The 18,507-nt window shown below is 69.6% G+C and carries 17 protein-coding genes; 6 read left to right on the forward strand and 11 right to left on the reverse strand.

The window, feature by feature from the left end:
- On the forward strand, positions 1-529 hold a 529-nt coding region (locus H537_RS43405), incomplete at its 5' end, for an efflux RND transporter permease subunit (protein WP_043458956.1).
- A gap of 116 nt (positions 530-645) precedes the next feature.
- Here H537_RS43405 and H537_RS0115825 read toward each other — a convergent pair.
- From H537_RS0115825 to H537_RS0115865, 9 genes are all read right to left on the reverse strand, one after another.
- Entirely contained in the window at positions 646-1,653 is a 1,008-nt protein-coding gene (locus H537_RS0115825; RefSeq protein ID WP_043458958.1) for an aldo/keto reductase, read from the reverse strand.
- A 73-nt stretch (positions 1,654-1,726) separates the two neighbouring features.
- Complete coding sequence (locus H537_RS0115830) at positions 1,727-2,473, reverse strand: SDR family oxidoreductase (RefSeq protein ID WP_028998679.1); 747 nt, start codon at positions 2,471-2,473, stop codon at positions 1,727-1,729.
- Positions 2,474-2,549: 76 nt separating this feature from the next.
- Positions 2,550-3,482 (reverse strand): electron transfer flavoprotein subunit alpha/FixB family protein, encoded by a 933-nt coding sequence (locus H537_RS0115835; protein WP_028998680.1) that lies wholly within the window; start codon positions 3,480-3,482, stop codon positions 2,550-2,552.
- 1 nt (position 3,483) lies between these two features.
- Positions 3,484-4,233: an electron transfer flavoprotein subunit beta/FixA family protein gene (locus H537_RS0115840; protein ID WP_028998681.1), complete on the reverse strand. Its 750-nt coding sequence runs from the start codon at positions 4,231-4,233 to the stop codon at positions 3,484-3,486.
- Between the two features lie 14 nt (positions 4,234-4,247).
- The gene (locus H537_RS0115845; protein ID WP_028998682.1) at positions 4,248-4,736 is read right to left on the reverse strand and encodes a MaoC family dehydratase; all 489 of its coding nucleotides are present in this window, start codon (positions 4,734-4,736) and stop codon (positions 4,248-4,250) included.
- Between the two features lie 17 nt (positions 4,737-4,753).
- On the reverse strand, positions 4,754-6,535 hold the full coding sequence (locus H537_RS0115850) for an acyl-CoA dehydrogenase (protein ID WP_028998683.1): 1,782 nt from the start codon (positions 6,533-6,535) through the stop codon (positions 4,754-4,756).
- 98 nt (positions 6,536-6,633) lie between these two features.
- Positions 6,634-8,304 carry a cation acetate symporter gene (locus H537_RS0115855; protein WP_028998684.1) on the reverse strand — a complete coding sequence of 557 codons (1,671 nt, stop codon included), beginning with the start codon at positions 8,302-8,304 and terminating at the stop codon, positions 6,634-6,636.
- Positions 8,301-8,609 carry a DUF485 domain-containing protein gene (locus H537_RS0115860; protein WP_028998685.1) on the reverse strand — a complete coding sequence of 103 codons (309 nt, stop codon included), beginning with the start codon at positions 8,607-8,609 and terminating at the stop codon, positions 8,301-8,303. The genes H537_RS0115855 and H537_RS0115860 overlap by 4 nt, the downstream gene beginning before the upstream one ends.
- An 88-nt stretch (positions 8,610-8,697) precedes the next feature.
- A complete protein-coding gene (locus tag H537_RS0115865; protein WP_028998686.1) occupies positions 8,698-10,344 on the reverse strand; it encodes an acyl-CoA synthetase in 1,647 nt (548 codons plus the stop codon).
- 168 nt (positions 10,345-10,512) lie between these two features.
- Here H537_RS0115865 and H537_RS43410 point away from each other — a divergent pair, with 168 nt between their 5' ends.
- From H537_RS43410 to H537_RS0115885, 4 genes are all read left to right on the forward strand, one after another.
- Positions 10,513-12,495 (forward strand): PAS-domain containing protein, encoded by a 1,983-nt coding sequence (locus H537_RS43410; RefSeq protein WP_051242733.1) that lies wholly within the window; start codon positions 10,513-10,515, stop codon positions 12,493-12,495.
- Complete coding sequence (locus tag H537_RS0115875) at positions 12,488-13,204, forward strand: response regulator (protein WP_028998687.1); 717 nt, start codon at positions 12,488-12,490, stop codon at positions 13,202-13,204. Before H537_RS43410 ends, H537_RS0115875 begins: the two co-directional genes overlap by 8 nt.
- 249 nt (positions 13,205-13,453) lie before the next feature.
- Positions 13,454-15,142 (forward strand): electron transfer flavoprotein-ubiquinone oxidoreductase, encoded by a 1,689-nt coding sequence (locus tag H537_RS0115880; RefSeq protein ID WP_028998688.1) that lies wholly within the window; start codon positions 13,454-13,456, stop codon positions 15,140-15,142.
- A gap of 201 nt (positions 15,143-15,343) precedes the next feature.
- On the forward strand, positions 15,344-15,556 hold the full coding sequence (locus H537_RS0115885; protein WP_043458959.1) for a hypothetical protein: 213 nt from the start codon (positions 15,344-15,346) through the stop codon (positions 15,554-15,556).
- Positions 15,557-15,633: 77 nt separating this feature from the next.
- On the opposite strand, the gene H537_RS0115890 is transcribed toward H537_RS0115885, so the two are convergent.
- Positions 15,634-15,912, reverse strand: coding sequence for a hypothetical protein (locus H537_RS0115890; protein ID WP_028998690.1), 279 nt, complete (start codon positions 15,910-15,912; stop codon positions 15,634-15,636).
- Between the two features lie 695 nt (positions 15,913-16,607).
- Positions 16,608-17,462, reverse strand: a complete 855-nt coding sequence (locus H537_RS51160) for an NmrA family NAD(P)-binding protein (protein ID WP_028998693.1) — start codon at positions 17,460-17,462, stop codon at positions 16,608-16,610.
- Positions 17,463-17,540: 78 nt separating this feature from the next.
- On the opposite strand from H537_RS51160, the gene H537_RS43415 reads away from it, so the two are divergent.
- The gene (locus H537_RS43415) at positions 17,541-18,458 is read left to right on the forward strand and encodes a helix-turn-helix domain-containing protein (protein WP_043458960.1); all 918 of its coding nucleotides are present in this window, start codon (positions 17,541-17,543) and stop codon (positions 18,456-18,458) included.
- Positions 18,459-18,507: the final 49 nt, after the last annotated feature.

Genomic DNA, 18,507 nt, shown 5'->3' on the forward strand with positions numbered 1-18,507 from the left:
GCGGCTGTCGTGGGTGGTGCCGCTGTCGATCCTGGTGATCTTCCTGCTGCTGTTCGATGCCTTCAAGTCGTTCAACAACGCGTTGCTGATCGTCTCCAACATCCCCTTCGCGCTCATCGGTGGCATCCTGGCGCTGGCGATCACGGGCATCCCCTTGTCGGTGTCCGCGGCCATCGGCTTCATCGCCCTGTTCGGGCAGGCGGTACTCAACGGCGTGGTGATGGTGACCTACTACAACCAGTTGCGGGCGCAAGGCATGCATCTCACCGAGGCGGTGCTGCAGGGCAGCCTCACGCGGCTGCGCACGGTGCTGATGACGGCGATGCTGGCGATGCTGGGCCTGTTCCCGATGGCGCTGTCGCACGCCATCGGCGCCGAGACCCAGCGCCCGCTGGCGGTGGTGGTGATCGGCGGGCTGGTCTCGGCCACGGTGCTGACGCTGCTGGTGCTGCCCACGCTCTACGCCTGGATGGCGCGGCGCGAGGAAGCCAAGGGCATCAAGCCGGTGCTGGTAGCGCATGGACACTGACAACCGCGCCCGTGCTTGATGGCCTGCGTGGGTGTGGGCCAGGATTGGCGCCGCCGGCGCTCAAGCGCTGCCAGCGTCATGAGCGCATCCGTTCGCCGTGAACGGGGCAGCGCGCATCAGCGCCCCACCCGCCCCGTGATCGGATAGATCGGGTCGTTGTACCCGTGCGTGGAAGCGTAGCCCGGCGGCACCTGGGCGTCCACGAAGGCCTCGTCCTCGGCCGTCAGCCGCACGTCCAGCGCCGCGATGTAGTCGCGCCACTGCTCCAGCGTGCGCGGGCCACCGATCACGCCGTTGACGAGCTGGTTGTTCAGCGCCCAGGCGATCGCGAACTGCGTCGGGCTCAGCCCGCGCGACAACGCATGGGCCTTGATGCGTTGCGCCACCTCCAGCGACTCGGGGCGGAACTCGGTCTGCAGGATGCGTCGGTCGCCACGCCCCGCGCGCGTGCCCGCCTCGGCCTCGGCGCCGGGCACGTACTTGCCGGACAGCACCCCGCGCGCCAGCGGGCTGTAGGCCACCACGCCCACGCCGTAGTGCGCGCAGCAGGGCAGCAGCTCGGTCTCGATCAGCCGCGTCACGGCGCTGTACGGCGGCTGGCAGGCGATGGGCGGCGGCACGCCCATGCGCCGTGCCGTCTCCACCACGCGCGCGATGCGCCAGGCGCGGAAGTTGGACACGCCCCAGTAGCGGATCTTGCCCAGCTCGATCAGCCGCCCCACGGTCGACACCGTCTCCTCGATGGGCGTGACCTCGTCGTCGCGGTGCATGTACCAGAGGTCGATCCAGTCCGTGCCCAAGCGGCGCAGGCTGTTGTCCACCTCGGCCAGCAGCCAGCGCCGCGACAGCCCGCGGTCGTTGGGCTCGGTGCCGATGGGGTTGGCCACCTTGCTGGCGACGATCCAGCGCTCGCGGTCCGCCGCGATGAGGCGCCCGACCATGCGCTCGGACTCGCCGCCGGCGTAGTTGTCGGCCACGTCAATGGCGTTGAGTCCGGCGTCGCGCGTGGCCGCGACGATCTCGCGCGCCTCGGCCTCGCCAGTCTGGTCGCCGAACATCATCGCGCCCAGCCACAGGCGCGGCACGCGCAGGCCGCTGGCGCCCAGGGGGAAGTAATCAGCCATCACAGGTCTCCTCTCGGAGGCCGCACCTTAACCGGCCCGACAGGCGGCGCGTCCACGGCATGGGAGCCGCGGCTCAGAGCCCGCCGGCGACCTTCAGCACCGAGCCGGTCACGTAGGCCGAACGCTCCGACAGCAGCCACACGATGGCCTCGGCGATCTCGTGCGCCTCGCCGGGACGGCGCATCGGGATGCGCGCCGCCACGCGCTGCGGCCGTCCGGGCTCGCCGGCGGCGGCATGGATGTCGGTGAGCGTGGTGCCCGGCGACACGGCGTTGACGCGAATGCCCTGCTCGGCCAGCTCCTTGGCCAGCCCGACGGTGAAACTCTCCACCGCCGCCTTGGAGGCCGCGTAGTGCACGTAATCGCCCGGCGCGCCCAGCGTGGCCGCGACGGAGGAGACGTTGACCACGCAGCCGCCGCGTCCGGCCTCGCACCAGTGCCGAACCACCTGCTGCGTCAGCAGCATCAGGCCCAGCACGTTGACCTCCAGCACCTGGCGCATCGTGTCCGGGCGGGCCTGCAGGAACGGGCCCAGCGGCCCCGTGATGCCGGCGTTGTTGACCAGGCCGACCAGCGGCGGGAGAGAGGACGGCAGGCGTGCCAGCAGCGAGTCGGCGAAGTCCGCGGCGCCCGCATCGGCCTGCAGGCAGCAGGCCTGGCGGCCCAGCGCCCGGATCTCCGCCGCCACGGCCTCGGCCGCCTCGTGCTGCGACGCGTAGGTCAGGCAGACGTCGTAGCCGCTGGCCGCGGCCAGCCGCGCAGTGGCGGCACCGATGCCCCGGCTGCCGCCGGTGATCAAAACGGTACCCAGGCTCGTCATGGCGCATCCTTTCCAGCGTGTAGGGACCGGCCATTGTCCAGCCGGCCCGGCCTCATGCCGGAGAGGAGCGCGGCGCTTACAGCGCGCCGGTCAGCGCCGGCACGGCCTCGAACACGTCGGCCTCCAGCCCGTAGTCCGCGACGCTGAAGATGGGCGCCTCGGGGTCCTTGTTGATCGCCACGATCACCTTGGAGTCCTTCATGCCCGCCAGGTGCTGGATCGCGCCGCTGATGCCGCAGGCGACGTACAGGCTCGGCGCCACGATCTTGCCCGTCTGGCCCACCTGCCAGTCGTTCGGGGCGTAGCCCGCGTCCACCGCGGCGCGCGAGGCGCCCAGCGCGGCACCGAGCTTGTCGGCCAGCGGCGTGAGCACTTCGGTGAACTTCTCGGCCGAGCCCAGCGCCCGGCCGCCCGACACGATGATCTTCGCGGCGGTCAGCTCGGGGCGGTCCGACTTGGTCAGCTCGCGGCCGACGAAGGCGCTCTTGCCGCTGTCGGCCACCGCAGCCAGGCTTTCAACGGCAGCGCTGCCGCCGGTGGCAGGCGCGGCGTCGAAGCCGGTGGTGCGCACGGTGACCACCTTCACCGCGTCGGCGCTCTGCACCGTGGCGATGGCGTTGCCGGCGTAGATCGGGCGCTCGAAAGTGTCGGCACTCAGGACCTTGGTGACGTCGCTGAGCTGCGCCACGTCGAGCTTGGCCGCCACGCGCGGGGCGGCGTTGCGGCCGTTGGCGGTCGAGGGGAACAGGATGTGGCTGTAGGCGCCTGCCACGGCCAGCACCTGGGCGGCCACGTTCTCCGCCAGCTGCGTGGCGAGCGCAGGCGAGTCGGCGTGCAGCACCTTGGCCACGCCCTGCACCTGCGCGGCGGCCTGGGCCACGGCGGCGGCGTTCTCGCCGGCCACCAGCACGTGGACCTCACCGCCACAGGCCAGCGCGGCGGTAATGGTGTTCAGGGTCGCGCCCTTGAGCTGCGCATTGTCGTGTTCGGCGATGACGAGGGAAGTCATGTCAGATCACCTTGGCTTCGTTCTTGAGCTTGTCCACGAGGGTCGCCACGTCGGCCACCTTCACGCCAGCGCCGCGCTTGGGCGGCTCGCTGACCTTCAGCGTCTTGATGCGCGGCGTCACGTCCACGCCCAGGTCGGCCGGCTTGACGGTCTCCAGCGGCTTTTTCTTGGCCTTCATGATGTTGGGCAGCGTCACGTAGCGCGGCTCGTTCAGGCGCAGGTCGGTCGTGACGACCGCCGGTAGCGTGACTTCCACGGTTTCGAGACCGCCGTCCACTTCACGGGTCACCTTGGCCTTGCCGTCGACAACCTCGACCTTGGAGGCGAACGTTGCTTGCGGCAGGTCGGCGATGGCCGCGAGTGCCTGGCCGGTCTGGTTGCAGTCGTCATCGATGGCCTGCTTGCCCAGGATCACCAGGCCCGGCTGCTCCTTGGCGACGAGGGCCTTGAGGATCTTGGCCACGGCCAGCGGCTGCAGCTCGGCATCGGTCTCGACCAGGATGGCGCGGTCCGCGCCGATGGCCAGCGCCGTGCGCAGCGTTTCCTGGCACTGCGCCACGCCGCAGGAGACCACGACGATCTCGCTGGCGACGCCCTTCTCCTTGAGCCGCACCGCTTCTTCGACGGCGATCTCGTCGAAAGGGTTCATGCTCATCTTCACGCCGGCGAGGTCCATGCCCGAGCCGTCGCTCTTCACGCGCACCTTGACGTTGTAGTCCACGACGCGCTTCACGCTCACCAGAACTTTCATTGCACTTCCTTGCTTCAAGCAGCCACGGCCGCGCCGGGCTGGGTCTGTGCCTGCACGGCCTGCGCCGCCTGGCGCGCCGCCGACGAGGTGGTCATCACCGTCGCCTCGCCATCGATGACGACCACGCCCTTGACGCGGCACTCGGTGGACAGCACCGCGCGCGCCTTGGCCGTGTCCACGGACAGCACGGTCACGGTGGCGTGCACCGTGTCGCCCGGGCGTACCGGCGCCCGAAAGCGCATCTGCTGCCCCAGGTACACCGCGCCGGGTCCCGGCAGGCGGTTGGCCACCGCAGCCGAGATCACGCTGGCCGTGAGAAAGCCGTGCGCGATGCGGCCGCCGAAGCGCGTGGTCGCGGCGAACTCCTCGTTGGTGTGCACCGCGTTGTTGTCGCCCGAGACGGCGGCGAACAGCACGATGTCCGCCTCGGTGATCGTCTTGGAATACGTGGCCTGCATGCCGGGGCGCAGGTCCTCGATGTCGTAGCCGTTCAGGTCGTTCATCACCTACCCCGTGTTGCTCAGAACTGGTCGTCCGCCAAGCTCATCGTGGTGTCGCCGCCGTTCACCACGGTGTCGCGCAGCGCGCCGGCCTGCACCAGGACGTGCGCGGCGAAATGGGCCGCGGTGGCAACCTTGGCACGCAGGAACGAGGCATCGCCCTGTCCAGCGGCGAGCTGCCTGACGGCCGCGTCGGCCAGCAGCGCGCTGAGCCAGCCGCCGATCACCGTGCCCGACAGGCGCAGGAAAGGCACCGAGCCCGCGGCGCACTTCGCACCCGCCTCGGCGCTGTTGGCCAGCAGCCATTGCACGGCGCCTTCCAGCGCGCCGAGGGCGGCGTGCAGGGACTGGCCGATGCGGGCCACGGCGGCGTCCTGGCTGTCGAGCAGGCGGCGCGCGTCCGCCTCCATGCGCTGCAGCAGCACGCCCATGGTCTTGCCACCCTCGCGGGCGAGCTTGCGGCCGATCAGGTCGTTGGCCTGGATCGCCGTGGTGCCTTCGTAGATGGTCGTGATGCGCGCGTCGCGCAGGTACTGCGCCGCGCCCGTCTCCTCGACAAAGCCCATGCCGCCGTGCACCTGCACGCCGTCCGAGGCGATGCCCAGCGCGTTGTCGGTGCACCAGCCCTTGACCACCGGGATCAGCAGGTCTACCAGCGCCTGGGCCTGCGCGCGCTCATCGCCCTCGGGATGGCTGTGGGCGCGGTCCATCTGGCCGGCGGCGAAGTAGGCCAGGGCGCGCATGGCTTCGACCTTGGCCTTGCTGTCCATCAGCATGCGGCGCACGTCGGGGTGGCCGATGATGGTCTTGCTGCCCGTGGCGGTACGGCCCTGCACGCGCTCCAGCGCGTAGGCGCGGGCATGCTGGTAGGCGCGCTCGGACACGCCCAGTCCTTCCAGGCCGACGTTGAGCCGCGCGTGGTTCATCATCGTGAACATGCAGGCCAGGCCGGCGCCCGGCTCGCCCACCAGGTAGCCGATGGCGCCGCCCTTCTCGCCGAAGCTCATGGACGCCGTGGGGCTGCCGTGGATGCCCAGCTTGTGCTCCAGCGACGTGCACAGCAGGTCGTTGCGCTCGCCCAGCGAGCCGTCCTCGTTGACGAGGAACTTGGGGCACAGGAACAGCGACAGGCCCTTCACCCCGGCCGGCGCGTCCGGCAGCCGCGCCAGCACCAGGTGGATGATGTTCTCGGCCAGGTCGTGCTCGCCCCAGGTGATGAAGATCTTGTTGCCGCTGACGCGGTAGTGGTCCCCTTCCGGCACCGCGCGCGAGCGGATGACGGAGAGGTCCGAGCCGGCCTGCGGCTCGGTGATGTTCATGGTGCCGGTCCAGCGGCCGGCGACCATGTTGGGCAGGAAGCGGGCTTTGAGCGCTTCGCTGCCGTGGTGCGAGATCGCCTCGACGGCGCCCAGCGTGAGCATCTGGCACAGGCTGAAGGCGTGGTTGGTGGACTTCCACATCTCCAGCACCGCGGTGGACACCAGCGTGGGCAGGCCCTGGCCGCCGAACTCGGTGGCCGCGGGCATGCCGTTCCAGCCGGTCTCGCAGAAGCTCGCGTAGGCCTCCTTGAAACCGTCGGCGGCGTTGACGACGCCGTCCTTCCAGCGCGCGCCCTGCACGTCGCCGACACGGTTGATCGGGTCGAGGACGCCGGCGGCGAACTTGCCGGCTTCTTCGAGGATGGATTCGACCAGGTCGGCCGAGCATTCCTCGAAGCCGGGCAGTGCGCAGACCGCCTCCAGGCCGCCGACCTCCTTCATCGTGAACAGCATGTCGCGCAGGGGTGCGCTGTAGGTGGACATCGTCAATTCCTTTCAGGACTTGTTTCAGGTATCCGTTCGCCCCGAGCCCGTCGAAGGGTTCAGCCCGAACGGAATACCTCTACTGAATGCCAGCGCGGTCAGTGCGCGCTGGCCGCCGCGGCGCCGATACCGGTCTGCGCGCGGACGTACTGGTCGCGGAAGCTCGCGATCTCCTTCTGGGCCCGGGCGCTCTTGTCGGTGACGGAGAACAGCCAGGTGAAGAAGAAGGCCAGCGGCATGGAGAACAGCGCGGGCTGCTCGTACGGGAAGATCGGCGCGGGGTTGCCCAGCACCACCACCCACACGGCCTTGGACAGCACCACGAAGGCCACGGCCGAGACCAGGCCGATCACGCCGCCCACCAGCGCACCGCGCGTGGTCAGGCCCTTCCAGTAGATCGACAGCACCAGCACCGGGAAGTTGGCCGAGGCCGCGATGCCGAAGGTCAGGCCCACCAGGAAGGCCACGTTCTGCTTCTCGAAGGCGATGCCCAGCACCACGGCCAGCACGCCCAGCAGCAGCGAGCAGCGCTTGGAGACCTTGATCTCCTCCTCTTCCGTGCACTTGCCCTGGCGGATGACGCGGGCGTAGATGTCGTGCGCGATGGCGGAGGCGCCGGCCAGGGCCAGGCCCGAGACCACGGCCAGGATGGTGGCGAACGCAACGGCCGAGAGGAAGCCCAGCAGCAGGTCGCCGCCCACGGCCTTGGCCAGGTGCATCACCGGCATGTTGCTGCCGCCGATGAGCGCGCCGCCGACCTTGCCGCCCTCATAGAACTGCGGGTCCTGGCCGACGATCACGATGGCCGCCAGGCCCAGCAGGCACACCACCAGGAAGAACAGGCCGATGAAGCCGCTGGCCACGAAGACCGACTTGCGCGCCTCCTTGGCGTTGGGCACCGTGAAGAAGCGCATCATGATGTGCGGCAGCGCGGCGGTGCCGAACACCAGGCCCAGCGACAGCGACACGGCCGTCACGGGGTCCGCGAGCAGGCTGCCCGGGCGCATGATGGCCGCGCCGCTCTTGTGCGCCGACACGGCCTTGGAGGCCAGCGTCTCGATGTTGAAGCCGAAGTGGCTCATCGCCAGCGCCAGCATGATCAGGCCGCCGCACAGCAGCAGCACGGCCTTGACGATCTGCACCCAGGTCGTGGCGATCATGCCGCCGAAGGTGACGTACACCACCATCAGCACGCCCACGATGGCCACGGCCACGGCGTAGTCCAGGCCGAACAGCAGCTTGATGAGCTGGCCCGCGCCGACCATCTGCACGATCAGGTAGAAGATCACCACCGTGAGCGAGCCGAAGGCCGCGAAGGTGCGAATGCGGTTCTGGTCGAGCCGGTACGAGGCGATGTCGGCGAAGGTGAAACGTCCCAGGTTGCGCAGCCGCTCGGCCAGCAGGAACAGGATCACCGGCCAGCCCACGAAGAAGCTGATGATGTAGACGAAGCCGTCGAAGCCGCGCGTGAACACCATCGAGCTCAGGCCCAGCAGCGTGGCGGCGGACATGTAGTCGCCCGCGATGGCCAGGCCGTTCTGGAAGCCCGTGATGCCGCCGCCGGCCGTGTAGAAGTCCGAGGCCGAGCGCGTGCGGCGCGCGGCCCAGTACGTGATGCCCAGCGTCATCAGCACGAAGGCGACGAACATCGCGATGGCCGTGACGTTCAGCGGCTGCTTCTGCGCCTCGCCGATGGCGTCGCCGGCGCGGGCCGCGCCCGCGGCGCCCAGCAGCGCCAGCGTGCCCAGGGTCTTGTGGATCTTGCTCATGCGTTGCGCTCCACGATCTCTTGCGTCATGCGGTCGAACTCGCCGTTGGCGCGCGACACGTAGAGGCCCGTGAGCAGCCACGAGACGATGATCAGCAGCGCGCCGATGGGCCCGCCGATCGTCAATGCGCTGCCTTCGAACAGCGGCTTGCCGAAGATATCGGGTGCGAACGCGACCACGGCCATGAAGGCGTAGTACGACACCAGCACGATGGCCGACAGCGTGACGGCCAGCCGGCTGCGCTTGGCCACAAGTTCCTTGAATACAGGGTCGTTCTCGACCTTGCGATAAATGTCCGTGGACATGGGTCATCTCCTCCAGGGTAAGAAAACAGAAAGGTTCGATGCGTGCGCAATGAATTCGGGATCATTGCCCGCGAGCCTTGCCCGAGCCTTATTCGATGGCAGAGGCCGACTTGGCGCGTTGACGCAGAAGAAACTTCTGGATCTTTCCGGTGGAGGTCTTGGGCACCTCGGCGAACACGATGCGCTTGGGCACCTTGAAGCGCGCGAGATGCGTGCGGCAGAACTCGATGAGCTCCTGCTCGGTGACGGTGGGCGCGCCGGGCTTGAGCTCGACGAAGGCGCAGGGCACCTCGCCCCACTTCTCGTCGGGCAGCGCCACGACCGAGGCCAGCATCACGTCCGGATGCCGGTGCAGCACGTCTTCCACCTCGATGGAGCTGATGTTCTCGCCGCCCGAGATGATGATGTCCTTGCTGCGGTCCTTGATCTTGACGTAGCCGTCGGGGTGCACCACGGCCAGGTCGCCGGTGTGGAACCAGCCGCCCGCGAAAGCTTCCTCGGTGGCGCCGGGGTTCTTGAGGTAGCCCTTCATCACCACGTTGCCGCGGAAGCAGATCTCGCCCATGGTCTCGCCGTCGGCGGGCACGGGCTGCAGCGTGTCGGGGTCGAGCACCACCACGGCCTGCTGCAGCGGGTAGGCCACGCCTTGGCGGCCGTTGAGCTGCGCGCGCTCCTGCGCCGGCAGCGCGGCCCAGTGCTCCTGCTTCGCGCACACGGCCGCGGGGCCGTAGACCTCGGTGAGGCCGTACACGTGCGTGATCTCGATGCCCGCGGATTCGCAGCCCTCGATGACGACGGCCGGCGGCGGCGCCCCGGCGATAAGCCCGCGCACCACGCGGCCCAGGCCCTGGCGCAGCTCGGCCGGGGCGTTGATGAGCATGCTGTAGACGATGGGCGCGCCGCACAGGTGCGTGACGCCGTGCTCGCGCATCAGCGGCCAGATCTGCAGCGGATCGACCTTGCGCAGGCACACGCTGGTGCCGGCGACGAGCGCCATGGTCCAGGGGAAGCACCAGCCGTTGCAGTGGAACATCGGCAGCGTCCACAGGTACACCGGGTGGTGCGGCAGGCTCCAGGCGATGACGTTGTTGGCGGCGTTGAGGTAGGCGCCGCGGTGGTGCGTGACCACGCCCTTGGGGTTGCCGGTGGTGCCGGAGGTGTAGTTCAGCGCGATGGCGTCCCACTCGTCGGCAGGCAGCTTCCAGGCGAAGTGGGGGTCGCCCGAGGCCAGCAGCGCCTCGTAGCCGATCTCGCCCAGGCGCGCGCCGGCGGGGGCGGTTTCGTCTTCCACCTCGATCACCAGCGGGCGCTTGTCGCCCAGCAGCTCCAGGGCGCGCGCCACCACGGGCGCGAACTCGCGGTCGGTGAGCAGCACCTTGGCCTCGCCGTGCTGCAGCATGAAGGCGATGGCCTCGGCGTCGAGCCGGGTGTTGAGTGTGTTGAGCACGGCGCCGCTCATGGGCACGCCGAAGTGGGCCTCGAACATGGCCGGCACGTTGGGCAGCATCGCCGCGACGGTGTCGCCGGTGCCCACGCCCTGCTTCACCAGCGCGCTGGCCAGGCGGCGGCAGCGCTCGTAGGTGCTCTTCCAGTCCTGGCGCAGCGCGCCGTAGACGATGGCCGTGCGCTGCGGATACACCAGTGCCGCACGCTCGATGAAGCTCAGCGGCGACAAGGCCACGAAATTGGCCGCATTCCTGTCCAGGCCCAACGAATAGGGATTGATCCGTGTCATCTCTGCTCCTCCACGCGCCGCCGAGCCGTGGTGGCTGCGCCGCGGGCCGAAGGATGGCGGAGGAGTTTTTCAGGCTTGCCCAGCAAATATGACGAATGTTTGCATCCCCGTCGGCGAGGGAGCGGGGCTCCTAGAATTTGCGCCATGCAAGGTTTGCGGAAGGTCCCCATGGTTGCGAATCCGGTAGCCGGCCAGGAGCCGCCGCGCCGTCTCGCCGTGCTGGAGGCGGCGCTGGACCTCATCGACCAGGGTTTCTGCGTCATCGACACCGAGCTGCGCCTGGTGGCCTGGAACGCGGGCTTCGCGCGGCTGCTGGACTTCCCGGCCGAGATGGTGGTCGAGGGCACGTCCTTCGAGAGCTTCATCCGCTTCAACGCGCTGCGCGGCGACTACGGCCCCGGCGACGTGGAGGCGCAGGTGGCCGAGCGCGTGGCGCTGGCGCGGCGCTTCGAGCCGCACGAGTTCGAGCGCACGCGGCCCGATGGGCGCGTGCTGCACGTGCGCGGCACGCCGATGCCGGGGCTGGGCTTCATCACGGTCTACACCGACGTCACGGCGCAGCGGCGCGCCGAAGCGCAGGCCGCGGAGCAGGCGGCCGAGCTGGAGCGGCGCGTGGCCGAGCGCACCAGCGAGCTGCGGCTGAGCGAGGCGCAGATGCGGCTGATCACGGACTCGCTGCCCGCGCTCATCGCCTACTTCGACCACAAGAAGGCCTACCGCTACATCAACCGCGGCTACCAGGAGTGGTTCGGGCTGGACCCGGCGCGGCTGGACCAGATCAGCGCGCGCGAGTACCTGGGCCGCGACATCTACGCCAGCATCCGGCCCAACGTCGCGCGCGCCTTCGCCGGCGAGCCCGTGAGCTACGAGTACGAGGCGCACTGCGTGGACGGGCGCGTGCGCATGGCGCGCACCACGCTCATTCCCGAGAAGTCGGCCGACGGCACCGTGATCGGCTGCTTCGAGCTGACCTTCGACGTCTCCGAGCTGCGCCGCGCGCAGGAGCTGCTGTCGCAGGCGCAGAAGATGGAGGCGCTGGGCCAGCTCACCGGCGGGCTGGCGCACGACTTCAACAACATGCTCACGGTGATCATCGGCAACCTCGGGGCGCTGCGCGAGCTGCGCAGCGACGAGGCCGTGACGGAGTTCATCGACCCCGCGCTGGCCGCGGCGCGGCGCGGCGCGGAGCTCATCCGCGCGCTGCTGGGCTTCGCCCGGCGCCAGCCGCTGGAGTCGCAGGCGGCCGAGGTCGGCCCGCTGGTGGCCACGGTGGTGAACCTGCTGCGCCGCTCGCTGCCCGAGGGCATGGCGGTGGGGCTGGACGCCGGCGAGCTGCCGCTGTGGGCCTGGGTGGACGCAAGCCACCTGCAGGACGCGCTGGTCAACCTGGTGCTGAACTCGCGCGACGCGCAGGCCTCCTCGGTGGTGGTGAAGGTCAGCGCCGACAGCCTGTCGCCGCAGCGCGCCCAGGAGCTGCAGGCGCAGCCCGGCAACTACATCCGCATAGCCGTTGCCGACAACGGCCACGGCATGGACGCCGCCACGCGCTCGCGCGTGTTCGAGCCCTTCTTCACCACCAAGCGCCCGGGCACCGGCACGGGGCTGGGCATGTCGATGGTGTACGGCTTCGTGCGCCAGTCCGAGGGCGCGGTGGCCATCGACAGCGCGCCCGGCGCGGGCACCACCGTCACGCTGTGGCTGCCGGTGGCGCGCAGTGCGGTGGCCAACCTGCTGGCCGACGCCTGCTGCGAGCCCGGGCACCGCGCCGACCCCTCGCTGGAACTGGCGCTGCTGGTGGAGGACGACGCCGAGGTGCGCAAGGTGGTGCGCCGCGCGCTGGTGGACCTGGGCTTCGCGGTGCTGGAGGCCGAGAACGGCACCGAGGCGCTGCAGATCCTGGAGTACACGCCGCGCATCCAGCTGGTGCTGTCGGACGTGGTGATGCCCGGCGCGGTGGACGGGCGCGAGGTGGCGCGCCAGGCGCTGGCGCGCGCCGTGCCGCGCGTGGCGCTGATGAGCGGCTACGTGCCCGGCGAGCAGCCCGATGCGGGCGAGGTGCCGATGCTGGGCAAGCCCTTCACCAAGCGGCAGCTGGCGGACTTCCTGCAGCGCCAGGTGCAGGCGCGCGCGGCGGGACAGGCCCATGGTTGAGAACGCATCGGCGCTGGTCTACATCGTCGAGGACGATGTGGAGGTTTCGCGCCTGGTGGAGATGGCGCTGCGCGACTTCGGCTTCATGTGCGAGAGCTTCGGCAACGCCGCGGGGGTGCTGCGCCGGCTGCAGACCGAGGTGCCGGACCTGTGCATCGTGGACCTGGGCCTGCCCGACATGGACGGCATCGAGCTGGTGCGCGAGATCGCCCGGCGCTGCAACTGCGGCATGCTGGTGCTCACCGGGCGCGGCCACACGGTGGACCGCGTGATGGCGCTGGAGGGCGGCGGCGACGACTACGTGGTGAAGCCCTTCGAGCCGCGCGAGCTGATCGCGCGCGTGCGCAGCATCCTGCGCCGGCGCGGCGCGGGCGTGCCCGGCGCGGCGCCGCTGCAGCGCCGCCATGCGCGCTTCGCGGGCTGGAGCCTGGACTGCGCCGCCAACCTGCTGCGCGCGCCCGACGGCACGGAGACGCTGCTGGGCACGGCCGAGGCGCAGGTGCTGCGCGCCTTCCTGGAGCGGCCGCACCAGATCCTCACGCGCGAGCAGCTCATGGGCGCGCGCGACCTCTCGCCGCTGGACCGCAGCATCGACGTGCGCATCTCGCGGCTGCGCCGCAAGTTCGAAGCCGACCCGCAGAACCCCAAGATCATCAAGACCGTCTACGGCGCGGGGTACATGCTGGCGGCGGCGGTGGAGTGGGTGTGATGCCCCGCCCGAAGCGGCACAGGCCGTAGAAAAAAACGCCGTCATGCCGGCGAAAACCGGCATCCACGAGGGCTGAGACGCCACGTTGATTTTGCATTTGGATGCGTCCGCACGGACCGGGCGCCGTGTCAGCCCGCGCGGATACCGGCTTTCGCCGGCATGACGACTTGGTTGGCTGACGGCCTGCCGGTCAGCACGCAAGACGCCCCAGCTGCCACCCTTTTTCACGAACCCCGACGGAGACCCGCCATGACCCCCACCCACCTGATCGAGCAATACGGCCCGCGCGAGGCCATGGATTACGACGTGGTCGTGGTCGGTGCCGGCCCGGCCGGGCTGACCACGGCGATCCGGCTCAAGCAGCTGGCCGCGCAGGCCGGGGCCGAGGTTTCGGTCGCGGTGCTGGAGAAAGGCTCCGAAGCCGGCGCGCACATCCTCTCCGGCGCCGTGATGGACCCGCGCGCCCTCACCGAGCTGCTGCCCGACTGGCAGCAGCAGGGCGCGCCGCTGAACCAGCCCGTCACCGGTGACGACGTGCTCTTCCTCACCCCCGACGCCGCGCACCGCACGCCCGACTGGCTGATCCCGCGCAACTTCCACAACCACGGCTGCTACGTCGTGGCGCTGGGCGCGGTCGTGAAATGGCTGTCGGAGCAGGCCGAGGCGCTGGGCGTGGAGGTCTTCCCCGGCTTCGCCGCCGCCGAGGTGCTGTACGGCGACGGCGGCGCCGTGCGCGGCGTGGCCACCGGCCACATGGGCCTCGGCAAGGACGGCGAGCCCACGGCCGAGTTCCAGCTCGGCATGGAGCTCAACGCCCGCTACACCATCTTTGCCGAGGGCGCGCGCGGCCACCTGGGCAAGCAGCTCATCGAGCGCTTCGAGCTCGACGCCGGCCGCGACCCGCAGAGCTGGGCGCTGGGCATCAAGGAGCTGTGGGAGATCCCGCCGGAGAATGCCCAGCCCGGGCGCGTCGTGCACACCGCCGGCTGGCCGATGGACGCCGAGACCTACGGCGGCGGCTTCCTCTACCACCTCGACGGCAACCGCGTGACGCTGGGCTTCGTGACGGGCCTGGACTACGCCAACCCGTGGCTGAGCCCCTTCGAGGAGATGCAGCGCTGGAAGACGCACCCGGCCGTCCGCGCCCACCTCGAAGGCGGGCGGCGCATCGGTTACGGCGCGCGTGCCATCGCCGCGGGCGGGCTGATGAGCCTGCCCAAGCTGGCCTTCCCCGGCGGCGCGCTGGTGGGCTGCGACGCCGGCACGCTCAACGCCGCGCGCATCAAGGGCAGCCACGCTGCGATCAAGACCGGCATGCTCGCCGCCGAGGCCGCCTTCGAGGCGCTGCAGGCCGGCCGCAGCCATGACGAGCTGGCCGCCTACCCCGCGGCCTTCGAGCGCAGCTGGCTGCACGAGGAGCTGCACGCCGCGCGCAACTTCAAGGCCTGGTTCAAGAAGGGCATGCGCGTGGGCGCGCTGATGACGGGCGTCGAGCACTGGCTGCTGCCGCGCCTGGGCGTGAAGACGCCGCCATGGACGCTGCGCCGCGACAAGCCCGACCACCTCGCGCTGCGCCCGGCCACCGAGCACACGCCCATCGCCTACCCGAAACCCGACGGCCAGCTGACCTTCGACCGCCTCTCCAGCGTGTTCATCAGCAACACCAACCACGGCGAGGACCAGCCGCCGCACCTGCGGCTCAAGGACGCCGACGCCCCGCTGAGCCTGAACCTCGCCCGGTACGCCGGCCCCGAGGCACGCTACTGCCCGGCCGGGGTGTACGAGTTCGTCGCCGCCGAAGCCGGCACCGACCAGCGGCTGCAGATCAACGCCCAGAACTGCCTGCACTGCAAGACCTGCGACATCAAGGACCCGTCGCAGAACATCACCTGGGTCACGCCCGAGGGCGGCGGCGGCCCGAATTACGCGGCGATGTAAGGCGCGCGCAATTTCAACCCTTTAATCACGGCAGGACAAAGCTCCTGCCGTGGCGGGACCTTTGTGTCTGGTGTCCGAATTCTTGGCGTCCCTACCATGTATTCAACGTATCCGGGACATTCTCCGAATACGGCGGCAGACCATCACACCTTTTTTCCCATGCCGATGCAGGCATCGGCATGCGTGAATGGAAGTACCGTCATGGCAGGCATGGAATCGCAGCGGGTCGCATTCGAGCTTTGCTTTGAATCGCTGGTGGATCCGCGCCGCAATCAATCCTTTCCCTGCGATGCCGGGGGGCACGTGGACATGGACAGCCTGGAGCAGCACATGCTGCGGGAATACCTGTATGCCCGCACGGTGATCGGCCGGGAATACCGCACGCCGCGGGTTCGGCCACGACGTGGAAATTGAATTGCCCCTCGCTCAGGCCTTGTCGATCGAATTCATCGTACCTTTTCCGTGCCTGATTTGGAGGTAGCGCCCGCCCCTCAGCGCGCTGGCGCGTAGAGACGCGTCAGCCGCCGGCCGTCATGGCTGTGGTGGCGGCCCTGACGCGGCTCCAGCCCGAAGTCGCCCAGCATCTCGAACACCTTCACGGCCTCGGTGATGCGCGCGACTTCCAGCACCTGCACCAGCTCGCCCTGCTCCTCGATGCCGATGCGCATGGCGGGGGTGGAAGGGTCCGCCGGCGGCTGCTGCGCGTGCAGCTCGTTCAGGCGGCGGCGCAGCTCGGCGCGGTCCAGCGAAGAAAGGGCGATGTCGTTCATGCGGCGTTTCCGTGATGCAAGGTTTCCGGCATGGGCGCGCGGCACCATGTGCAGCCGCAGGCCCCGATCGCGTGGAAACAGGATGCCGGCAGCCCAAGCTCGCAGTCCTTGATGCTGATCAGCATCGGGCATTTAAAAATGAATTGCGAGCCGGGAGCCGTGGGCACGGACCCGGGGAAATACCCAGGGACTCAACATGGTGCAGCGCAACAGGGGGATAACCCGGATTGCGCGGCACAGACGTATATGACCGCACGAAAACAAATGAATTTAGAAACATCAGAATAACTACCGCCTAAAACTATATTCGGAACAAAACACAAAATGTCATGCGACGCCACCCTGAAAATCACCTCAAACGTGAGCCTTGAGCCGATTCGTTCGCCAATTACTACGTCATCCCCGCTGATGCATATCGCCACCTGGAGAAAATCAAAGCATTTCCGTAGAACGAAGTGCGGGTGGCAGACCTACTGATTCGTCATTCCCGCGAAGGCGGGAATCCAGGCGGTCCCACGTCAGCGCGAAGTCTGGATACCGCGAACCAGGACCCGAGCTGCGGCATTCAACCCGTTCTGCTTGCGGCCGATTGGGGGCCGCCTGGGCTCCCGCCTTCGCGGGAGTGACGAATCATTTCCCGGAGCCGCACCCCTCACGGCCGACGGGCTGCCATGGCCCACCGCGCATCGAAAAAATCACCCCGCCGTTTTCCAGACCTGCGTGTGCTCCTGCGCATAGCGCTCGAAATCGATGGGCTCGCGGCCCAGCAGGCGCTGCACGTCGCCGGTGACGCCGGCGTTGTAGCCCGCAGCCAGGAAACCCAGGATCAGCACCAGGAACGCCGCGTAGTCCGCATCCATGCCCGCGGCCAGCAGGCCCTCGCGCAGGGCCTCGGGCGTGATGGGCTCGTAGACGATGGGCCGTCCCGCCACGCGCGACAGCGTTGCCGCCGCCTCGGCCAGGTCCAGCGCCCGGGGGCCGGTGAGGTTGAAGGCCTGGCCCTCCACGTCCTGCGTGGTGAGCAGCCGCGCGATGACGGCCGCGATGTCGCGGGTGTCGATGAAGCTGGCTGTCGCCTGCCCAACCGGCAGCTGGACGCGGCCCGTGGCCTGGATGCCCGGCAGCCACGCGTGGCTGAAGTTCTGCATGAACCAGTTCGGGCGCACCGTGTTCCAGGCCAGGCCCGAGGCCTCCAGCGCCAGCTCGGCCACGCGCAGCGGGGCACGGGCGTCGGCGTCCGCGCCCAGGGCCGACATCAGCACCACCTTCTGCAGCCCCGCCGAGCGCGCGCGCTCGATCAGCGGCAGCAGGATCTCGTGCTGGTTCGCATGCCCGGGCGGCGCGAACACGAAGGCCCGCGCCACGCCCTCGAAGGCCTGGTCCAGGCCCTGGCCGCCGACCACGTCGGCCTGCGCCCATTCCAGCAGGCCGGCAGCCGGCCGCGGCGCGCGGCTGCTGAGGGCGCGCACGCGCTGTCCGCGCTGAACGAGCTCCTGGACGACGGACGAGCCCACGGTGCCGGCGGCGCCAACGACAAGGGTGAGGGACATATCAAGCTCCTGAAGGTTGCAGTGGGACAGATGGTCTGCCACGGCGCCAGAATGTCCGAGGTGAGGAAGGAACAATCCATGGTCGATTCGGGACAGGCTGGCCTGGGCCCAGCCGGCGGGGCGGTAGCGCCCATCGAGCCCGTGCCCTTCGTCAACCCGCGCTGCCCGGGGCTGGGCGTGGAAGTGATGTCGCTGGCGCAGCTGCGCCATCGCCTGCCGGCGCGACACCACAGCGTGCCCTCGCGGCCGGACTTCCATCAGCTGATGCTGGTGGAGTCCGGCAACACCGGGCACGACGTGGACTTCGTGCGCCACCACGTGCCCGCCGGCGCCGTGCTGACGGTCCATGCGGGCCAGGTGCAGCGGTTCGCGGAGGACGCCGGCGCGCAGGGCTGGATGGTGCTGTTCAGGCCCGAGTTCCTGCCGGCCGACGCGGTCGCGGACTCGCCGCTGGTGCCGCTGGAGGGTTCGCCGGTGCGGCTGCCCGTGGGGCAGCGCGAAGCCATCGTCCTGGGCGTGCATGCGCTGGCCGCCGCCTACGAGGCTTGCGACGGCCGCCCGGCAGCGGTGCGCGCGCTGCAGCACCTGCTGCTGGCCCTGCTGCTGCAGCTGGCGCAGGTGCGCGACGACGTGGACCGCGCGCCCGGGCCGCCTGGGCTGCGGCGCGTGCTGCAGCGCTTCCGGCAGGCGCTGGAGCAGCGCTTTGCGCAGGAGCGCGAGGCCGCGGCCTATGCGCGGCTGGTGGGCTGCTCCACGCGCACGCTGTCGCGCGCGTGCATGGCGCTGGCGGGCGGTACGCCGCGCGAGCTCATCGAGCGCCGCGTGACGCTGGAAGCCAAACGGCTGCTGGCGCACTCGCCACTGACGGTGTCGGCCATCGCGCTGGATCTGGGCTTCAGCGAAGCGACGAACTTCGTCAAGTTCTTCAAGCGCGGCGCGGGCTGCACGCCGGCGGCGTTCCGGTCGGGGGCGCGGGAGGGGGCCACGGGCACTTGAATTGAACGTGGTTCACCCCGGGTCCTGGGCTTGCTGAGCGGCATGCATT

Source organism: Azohydromonas australica DSM 1124, from assembly GCF_000430725.1.
GTDB lineage: Bacteria > Pseudomonadota > Gammaproteobacteria > Burkholderiales > Burkholderiaceae_C > Azohydromonas > Azohydromonas australica.

What these genes read in the sequence shown, in the direction of transcription:
- H537_RS0115875 (WP_028998687.1), top strand. Translation starts at nt 12,488, where the DNA reads ATGGTTGAGAACGCATCGGCGCTGGTCTACATCGTCGAGGACGATGTG.
- H537_RS0115850 (WP_028998683.1), bottom strand. Translation starts at nt 6,535, where the DNA reads ATGTCCACCTACAGCGCACCCCTGCGCGACATGCTGTTCACGATGAAG.
- H537_RS0115885 (WP_043458959.1), top strand. Translation starts at nt 15,344, where the DNA reads ATGGCAGGCATGGAATCGCAGCGGGTCGCATTCGAGCTTTGCTTTGAA.
- H537_RS51160 (WP_028998693.1), bottom strand. Translation starts at nt 17,462, where the DNA reads ATGTCCCTCACCCTTGTCGTTGGCGCCGCCGGCACCGTGGGCTCGTCC.
- H537_RS0115880 (WP_028998688.1), top strand. Translation starts at nt 13,454, where the DNA reads ATGACCCCCACCCACCTGATCGAGCAATACGGCCCGCGCGAGGCCATG.
- H537_RS0115840 (WP_028998681.1), bottom strand. Translation starts at nt 4,233, where the DNA reads ATGAAAGTTCTGGTGAGCGTGAAGCGCGTCGTGGACTACAACGTCAAG.
- H537_RS43415 (WP_043458960.1), top strand. Translation starts at nt 17,541, where the DNA reads ATGGTCGATTCGGGACAGGCTGGCCTGGGCCCAGCCGGCGGGGCGGTA.
- H537_RS0115835 (WP_028998680.1), bottom strand. Translation starts at nt 3,482, where the DNA reads ATGACTTCCCTCGTCATCGCCGAACACGACAATGCGCAGCTCAAGGGC.
- H537_RS0115830 (WP_028998679.1), bottom strand. Translation starts at nt 2,473, where the DNA reads ATGACGAGCCTGGGTACCGTTTTGATCACCGGCGGCAGCCGGGGCATC.
- H537_RS0115860 (WP_028998685.1), bottom strand. Translation starts at nt 8,609, where the DNA reads ATGTCCACGGACATTTATCGCAAGGTCGAGAACGACCCTGTATTCAAG.
- H537_RS0115890 (WP_028998690.1), bottom strand. Translation starts at nt 15,912, where the DNA reads ATGAACGACATCGCCCTTTCTTCGCTGGACCGCGCCGAGCTGCGCCGC.
- H537_RS0115845 (WP_028998682.1), bottom strand. Translation starts at nt 4,736, where the DNA reads ATGAACGACCTGAACGGCTACGACATCGAGGACCTGCGCCCCGGCATG.
- H537_RS43410 (WP_051242733.1), top strand. Translation starts at nt 10,513, where the DNA reads ATGGTTGCGAATCCGGTAGCCGGCCAGGAGCCGCCGCGCCGTCTCGCC.
- H537_RS0115825 (WP_043458958.1), bottom strand. Translation starts at nt 1,653, where the DNA reads ATGGCTGATTACTTCCCCCTGGGCGCCAGCGGCCTGCGCGTGCCGCGC.
- H537_RS0115865 (WP_028998686.1), bottom strand. Translation starts at nt 10,344, where the DNA reads ATGACACGGATCAATCCCTATTCGTTGGGCCTGGACAGGAATGCGGCC.
- H537_RS0115855 (WP_028998684.1), bottom strand. Translation starts at nt 8,304, where the DNA reads ATGAGCAAGATCCACAAGACCCTGGGCACGCTGGCGCTGCTGGGCGCC.